The sequence below is a fragment of the Mycobacterium sp. IDUB_24 genome (assembly GCF_055419385.1).
In genome coordinates this window covers 1-5,906 of record NZ_JBVAXO010000014.1, presented here as the reverse complement: position 1 = coordinate 5,906, position 5,906 = coordinate 1, and the positions used below count along the sequence as shown (strand labels likewise).

At 64.4% G+C, this 5,906-nt stretch carries 2 protein-coding genes; both read left to right on the top strand.

The features are described from left to right. Window positions 1-4,921 (top strand): amino acid adenylation domain-containing protein (locus ACZYZF_RS29430; protein ID WP_463837595.1); only part of this gene is annotated, 4,921 nt, incomplete at its 5' end. Further along, on the top strand, window positions 4,918-5,906 hold a 989-nt coding region (locus ACZYZF_RS29425), incomplete at its 3' end, for a hypothetical protein (RefSeq protein WP_463748168.1). The genes ACZYZF_RS29430 and ACZYZF_RS29425, both read left to right, overlap by 4 nt.

Below are 5,906 nucleotides of genomic sequence, written 5' to 3'. Positions count from 1 at the left end.
TCATCCGGGTTCGCCGCGGTTGATCAACATGTACGGGATCACCGAGACGACGGTGCATGCCTCGTTCCGGGAGATCGCTGCCGGCGATGTCGAGGGAAGCGTCAGCCCAATCGGTGTGCCTTTGGGGCACCTGGGATTTTTCGTTCTGGATCGCTGGTTGCGGCCGGCGCCGGTTGGCGTGGTGGGTGAGCTGTATGTCGTAGGGGCCGGGTTGGCGGACGGGTATTTGGGTCGGGGCGGGTTGACCGCACTGCGATTTGTGGCCTGTCCGTTCGGTGGGAACGGCTCGCGGATGTATCGGACCGGGGACCATGCGTCGTGGGGTGCGGATGGGCAGTTGCGGTATCTGGGACGTGTCGATGAGCAGGTCAAGATCCGTGGCTACCGTATCGAACTGGGCGAAATAGAGTCCGCTCTAGCAGATTTGAATGGGGTCAGTCAGGCCGCCGTGATTGCGCGGGAGGAACGTCCAGGTGACAAGCGGTTGGTCGGCTATATCACCGGCACCCTCGATCCGGTAGAGGTCCGCGCGCGATTGGCCGACCGGTTGCCTGGGTACATGGTGCCGACTGCGGTGGTGGTGCTGGACAGCTTGCCGTTGACGGTCAACGGCAAGCTCGACAAGCGTGCCCTGCCGGCACCCGAATACTCCGACGCCGATCGTTACCGTGCCCCGGCTACTCCGGCCGAGGAGATCCTGGCCGGGATCTACGCCCAGGTGCTGGATCTGCAGCGGGTTGGGGTCGACGACTCGTTCTTCGATCTGGGTGGGGATTCATTGTCGGCGACCCGGTTGATCAACGCGGTCAACACCACCCTGGACGCGGACCTTGCGGTTCGTGCGGTGTTCGAGGCACCCACTGTGGCGCAACTTACGGCACGTGTCGCTGAAAGTTCGGGTGGCCGTGAGCCGTTGGTGGCACAGGTGCGACCGGATGTCATACCGCTGTCCTTTGCCCAGCAGCGGTTGTGGTTCCTGGACCAATTGCACGGTCCTTCACCGATCTACAACATGCCGATGATCTATCGGGTCAGCTGCTTGGACGTCGATGCGCTGCGCCGGGCATTGGCCGATGTGGCGGCCCGGCACGAGAGTCTGCGCACGGTCTTCCCGGCAGTCGACGGTGTTCCCCGGCAGCTGGTGATCCCTGCCGAGCAGGCAGATATCGGCTGGGAGGAGGTGGATGCTTCAGACTGGCCGGCAGACCAGCTGGCCGGTGCCATCGACACGGCGGTAAGGCATCCCTTCGATCTGAGTACCGAGATTCCGATCTGGGCAAGGCTTTTCCGTGTTTCTGAGAACGAGCATGTGCTGGTGGCAGTGGTCCACCACATCGCCGGAGACGGATGGTCCTTCGCTCCACTCGCCCGTGATGTGGCCGCCGCCTACGCAGCCCGGTGTTCTGGGCAGGCGCCGGAGTGGTCTGCACTGCCGGTGCAGTACGCGGATTACACACTGTGGCAGCGCGAACAGCTCGGCGAGCTGTCTGACCCGGCAAGCCGCATCGCCGGTCAACTGGCTTACTGGCAGGACGCCTTGGCGGGACTGCCCGATCACCTCGAGTTGCCGACCGACCGGCCGTATCCGACCGTCGCCGATCACCACGGTGCCGTCGTCGAGGTGGAATGGCCGGCGGAGTTGCAGCAGCGGGTGGCGCTGGTGGCGCGTGAGCACAACGCGACCAGTTTCATGGTGGTCCAAGCCGCGTTGTCAGCTCTGTTGTCCAACCTGAGCACCAGTTCCGATGTGGCAGTGGGTTTCCCGATTGCCGGTCGTAGTGATCCCGCCCTGGATGAGCTGGTCGGGTTCTTCGTCAACACTCTGGTGCTACGGGTGGATCTGGCCGCCGATCCCACCGTCGCCGAGCTCGTCGGACAGGTACGTCAGCGCAGCCTGGCCGCCTACGAGCACCAGGACGTGCCGTTCGAGATGTTGGTGGAACGGCTCAACCCGACCCGTAACCTCAGCCATCATCCGCTGATCCAGGTGATGTTGGCCTGGCAGAACTCCACTGTTTCCTCCGCTGCCGGGTCGGCTACAGGCGATGTTCACGCCGCGCCACAGCTGGCCGAAACTCACACCGCACGGATGGATCTGGTGTTCTCCCTCGGGGAGAGGTTCGACGCGGAGGGTGTTTCGGCCGGGATCGGTGGTTCGGTGGAGTTCCGGACGGACGTGTTCGATACCGAGACCGTCGAGGCGATGGTCGGGCGGCTGGGGCGGGTTCTCGCGGCGATGACCGCCGATCCCACACTGCGCTTGTCGTCGATCGATGTGTTGGACGCTGTCGAACATGTTCGTCTCGACGAGATCGGCAACCGTGCCGCGTTGATCCGTCCTGCGTCTCCTCAAATGTCGATACCGATGCTGTTCGGCGAGCAGGTGGCCCGTGTGCCCGATGCGGCGGCGGTGACCTTCGACGGCAGGTCCATGTCGTACCGAGAACTCGACCAGACCTCGAATCGGCTGGCGCATCTACTTGTCGGCTATGGTGCGGCTCCGGGTGAGTGCGTCGCGTTGTTGCTCAACCGGTCGGTTGAGGCGATCGTCGCGATCCTCGCGGTACTCAAGGCCGGGGCGGCGTACCTGCCGATCGACCCGGCCCATCCCGACGCCCGGATTGCGGTCGTTGTCGCTGCTGCCAAGCCGGTCGCGGCGCTGAGCACCGGCGGTCTGGCTGAGCGGCTGCGCGCGTGCGGGGTAGAGGTAGTCGATGTGGCCGATCCGCGGATCGGCAGCCAGCCGAGCACCGCATTGCCGGCGGTGGCTCCCGACGACATCGCGTACGTGATCCACACCTCGGGTACTACCGGCGTTCCGAAGGGAGTGGCCGTCCCGCACAGCAATGTCACCAGTTTGCTCACGTCGTTGGATATGGGGTTGCCGGCAGCAGGGGTGTGGTCGCAGTGGCATTCGTATGCGTTCGACGTGTCGGTCTGGGAGATCTTCGGTCCGCTACTGAGCGGCGGGCGGTTGGTCGTGGTGCCCGAGGCGGTGGCGGGTTCACCGGATGAGCTGCACGCGTTGCTGATTGCCGAGGGCGTGACGGTGTTGAATCAGACTCCGTCTGCTGCGGCGGTGCTCTCCTCGGACGGCTTGGAGTCGACGGCTTTGGTGGTGGGCGGTGAGGCCTGCCCGACTGAGTTGGTCGATCGGTGGGCGCCGGGTCGGTTGATGCTCAACGCCTACGGCCCGACGGAGACGTGGTATGCGTCGTTCAGTGCGCCTTTGAAGAAGTCTGAGGCAGCTGGTCCGAGGGTTGTCCCGATCGGTACGCCGGTACCGGGTGCGGCGTTCTTCGTGCTGGATCCATGGTTGCGGCCGGTGCCGGCTGGGGTGGTCGGTGAGTTGTACGTGGCCGGAGCCGGCCTTGCCAGCGGGTATTTGCGCCGGGGCGGGTTGACCGCGTCGCGTTTTGTGGCGTGCCCGTTCGCTGCGGGGCAGCGGATGTATCGCACCGGGGATCTGGTGTCCTGGGCGCCTGACGGGCAGTTGCTTTATCTGGGTCGGGCTGACGAGCAGGTGAAGATCCGCGGATATCGTATCGAATTGGGCGAGATCCAAACTGTCCTGGCGGATCTGGCGGGCGTGGATCAGGCGGCGGTTGTCGCGCGTGAGGACCGCCCGGGTGACAAACGTCTTGTCGGTTACGTGACGGGTGGCGCAGACCCGGCCGAAGTCCGCATCGCCTTGGCGCAGCGGTTGCCGAGCTATATGGTGCCGGCAGCTGTGGTGGTGCTTGACAGCTTGCCGTTGACGGTGAACGGCAAGTTGGATCGGCGGGCGCTGCCGGCGCCGGACTACACCGACGGTCACGAATACCGTCCCCCGGCAACGCTTACCGAGGAGATCTTGGCGGGCATCTATGCGCAGGTTCTGGGTCTGGAGCGGGTCGGAGTCGACGACTCGTTCTTCGACCTGGGCGGGGATTCGCTGTCGGCAATGCGAGTGATCGCTTCGGCCAACGCCAGTTTGGAAACCGAGTTGGCGGTGCGGGTGATGTTCGATGCGCCGACGGTGCGCAGTCTGGCCCAGCTTGTGGGCCGGGCCGAGAGCTCACAGGAAGTGGTTCCGGTCGAGGTGCTCAAGCCTGGCAACGGTGTGCCGCTGTGCTGTGTTCATGATGGCTTCGGCCTGAGTTGGTCGTATCGGGCGTTGGGACAGTATGTGGACGGCCCGATCATCGGGATCAATCATGTTCCTCCGGATGGTGAGTCCGAAGCAATCTCGATACAGAGTATGGCGGCGAGCTATGCCGACAGGATTCAGGATCTTCATCCGGCTGGGCCGTATCGGATTCTCGGATGGTCGTTCGGCGGCGTAGCGGCCCATGCGCTCGCGGTTGAGCTTCAGCGACGTGGATGTGAAGTGCAGCGCCTGGTGTTACTGGACGCCTTGTTGAACCCGAACAGATACTGGAATCGTCTGACCAGGGTTATCGCAACAAACCGAGCGGTTGTCGAAGGCTGGGTTCTGGACTATGTGCTGCGGACCAATGGCATTGGTGTTCCGATGCATTGGAGACCGTTGACGTATTCAAGGGTGGCCGGCATTGTCGCGCGACACGGGGCCAGTCCTCCCTCCAAACGGCTGACGGAATTCATGGCGCGAAGCGTCAGCTCGGGCCAATTGCTACTCCTCGACCATGCGCCCGATGTGTTCGCCGGCGATGTCGTGTTGTTTTCGGCTGCCCGTCCGCGATGCGAGGACACCGGCGGGGAAGGGATCAGGTCGCGGTTGGCGCGGTTGCGTAACCGCAGGGCTGCCCGATCGCTTCTGCACAATTGGCGCCCTTATGTTTCCGGCAAGATCACGGTGGTACCGGTGGGCTGCACACACTTCGAGATGTTCACCCCCGGATCGCTCGGTGGATACGTGGAACAGCTCAAGTCCGTTTTGGAAAGTGCCGTTCAAAGATGAGCAACGTACTCGATGTACTCGACCAGCGTGCGTTTGATCTCGGGCGGGCGATAGGAGTCACCAGCCGGCTGCAGAGTGTCTGGGTCTATAGCCGTCCGATCGACATCGATGGTCTGCGGCGGTTCCATGAACATCTTCGGCGAGGACGGTTGGCTCGCCGCATCGAGCAGTCACCCTTGCCGTTCGGCCGCCACCGCTGGATTGCATCCGATGGCTCATCCGACCTCGAGATCGTCGAGGCGGCGCGCCCGCGTGAAGAATTCGACGACTGGCTCGGTGAACAGGTCAACACGCCGCTGGATTGCGAGCACGGTCCCGGGTGGCACCTGGCGGTGCTCCCGTTCACCGAGGGCGGCGCAGGCGTGAGTTTGGTCGTCTCGCATTGCCTCACAGACGGCGTCGGGCTGTGCGGGGTGCTGGCGGATGCGGCACTCGGCCATGACGATCCGATCAGCTGGCCGGCTGCCGAATCGCGGGGGCGGTTCTGGGCCGTGCTCGAGGACGTCTGGCAGACGGTGCGCGACATCCCTGCCGTGGCCCGTGCTGTCGCCGCCGCTATCCGGTTGGCCCGACGCAGCCGCGCCGGTGCCGCTGCTGCCGGACCGACCATCACGCCACCGACGCCGCCCGGCGCCGACGAGCCCACCACAGTTCCGATGGCAACGATCTTCGTCGATGCCGATGAGTGGGACGCCCGAGCACAAGCACTTGGGGGGACCAGCAACTCGCTGCTGGTGGGATTGGCCGCCCGACTCGCCAAACGAGGGGGACGGGTCGGCCCCGACGGTTCGGTCGTCGTGGGAATGCCGGTCAATGTACGCGCTGACGGTGACACTCGCGCCAACGCAATCGGCAATGCTGCCGTCACCGTCGACCCTGAACGTGCGCCGAAGGACTTGCGTGAGATCCGGGCCGCGGTCAAACAAGCGTTGATTCGCCACGGGGAGGTGCCCGACGAGGAGCATGCGGTGAATGCCATTATTCC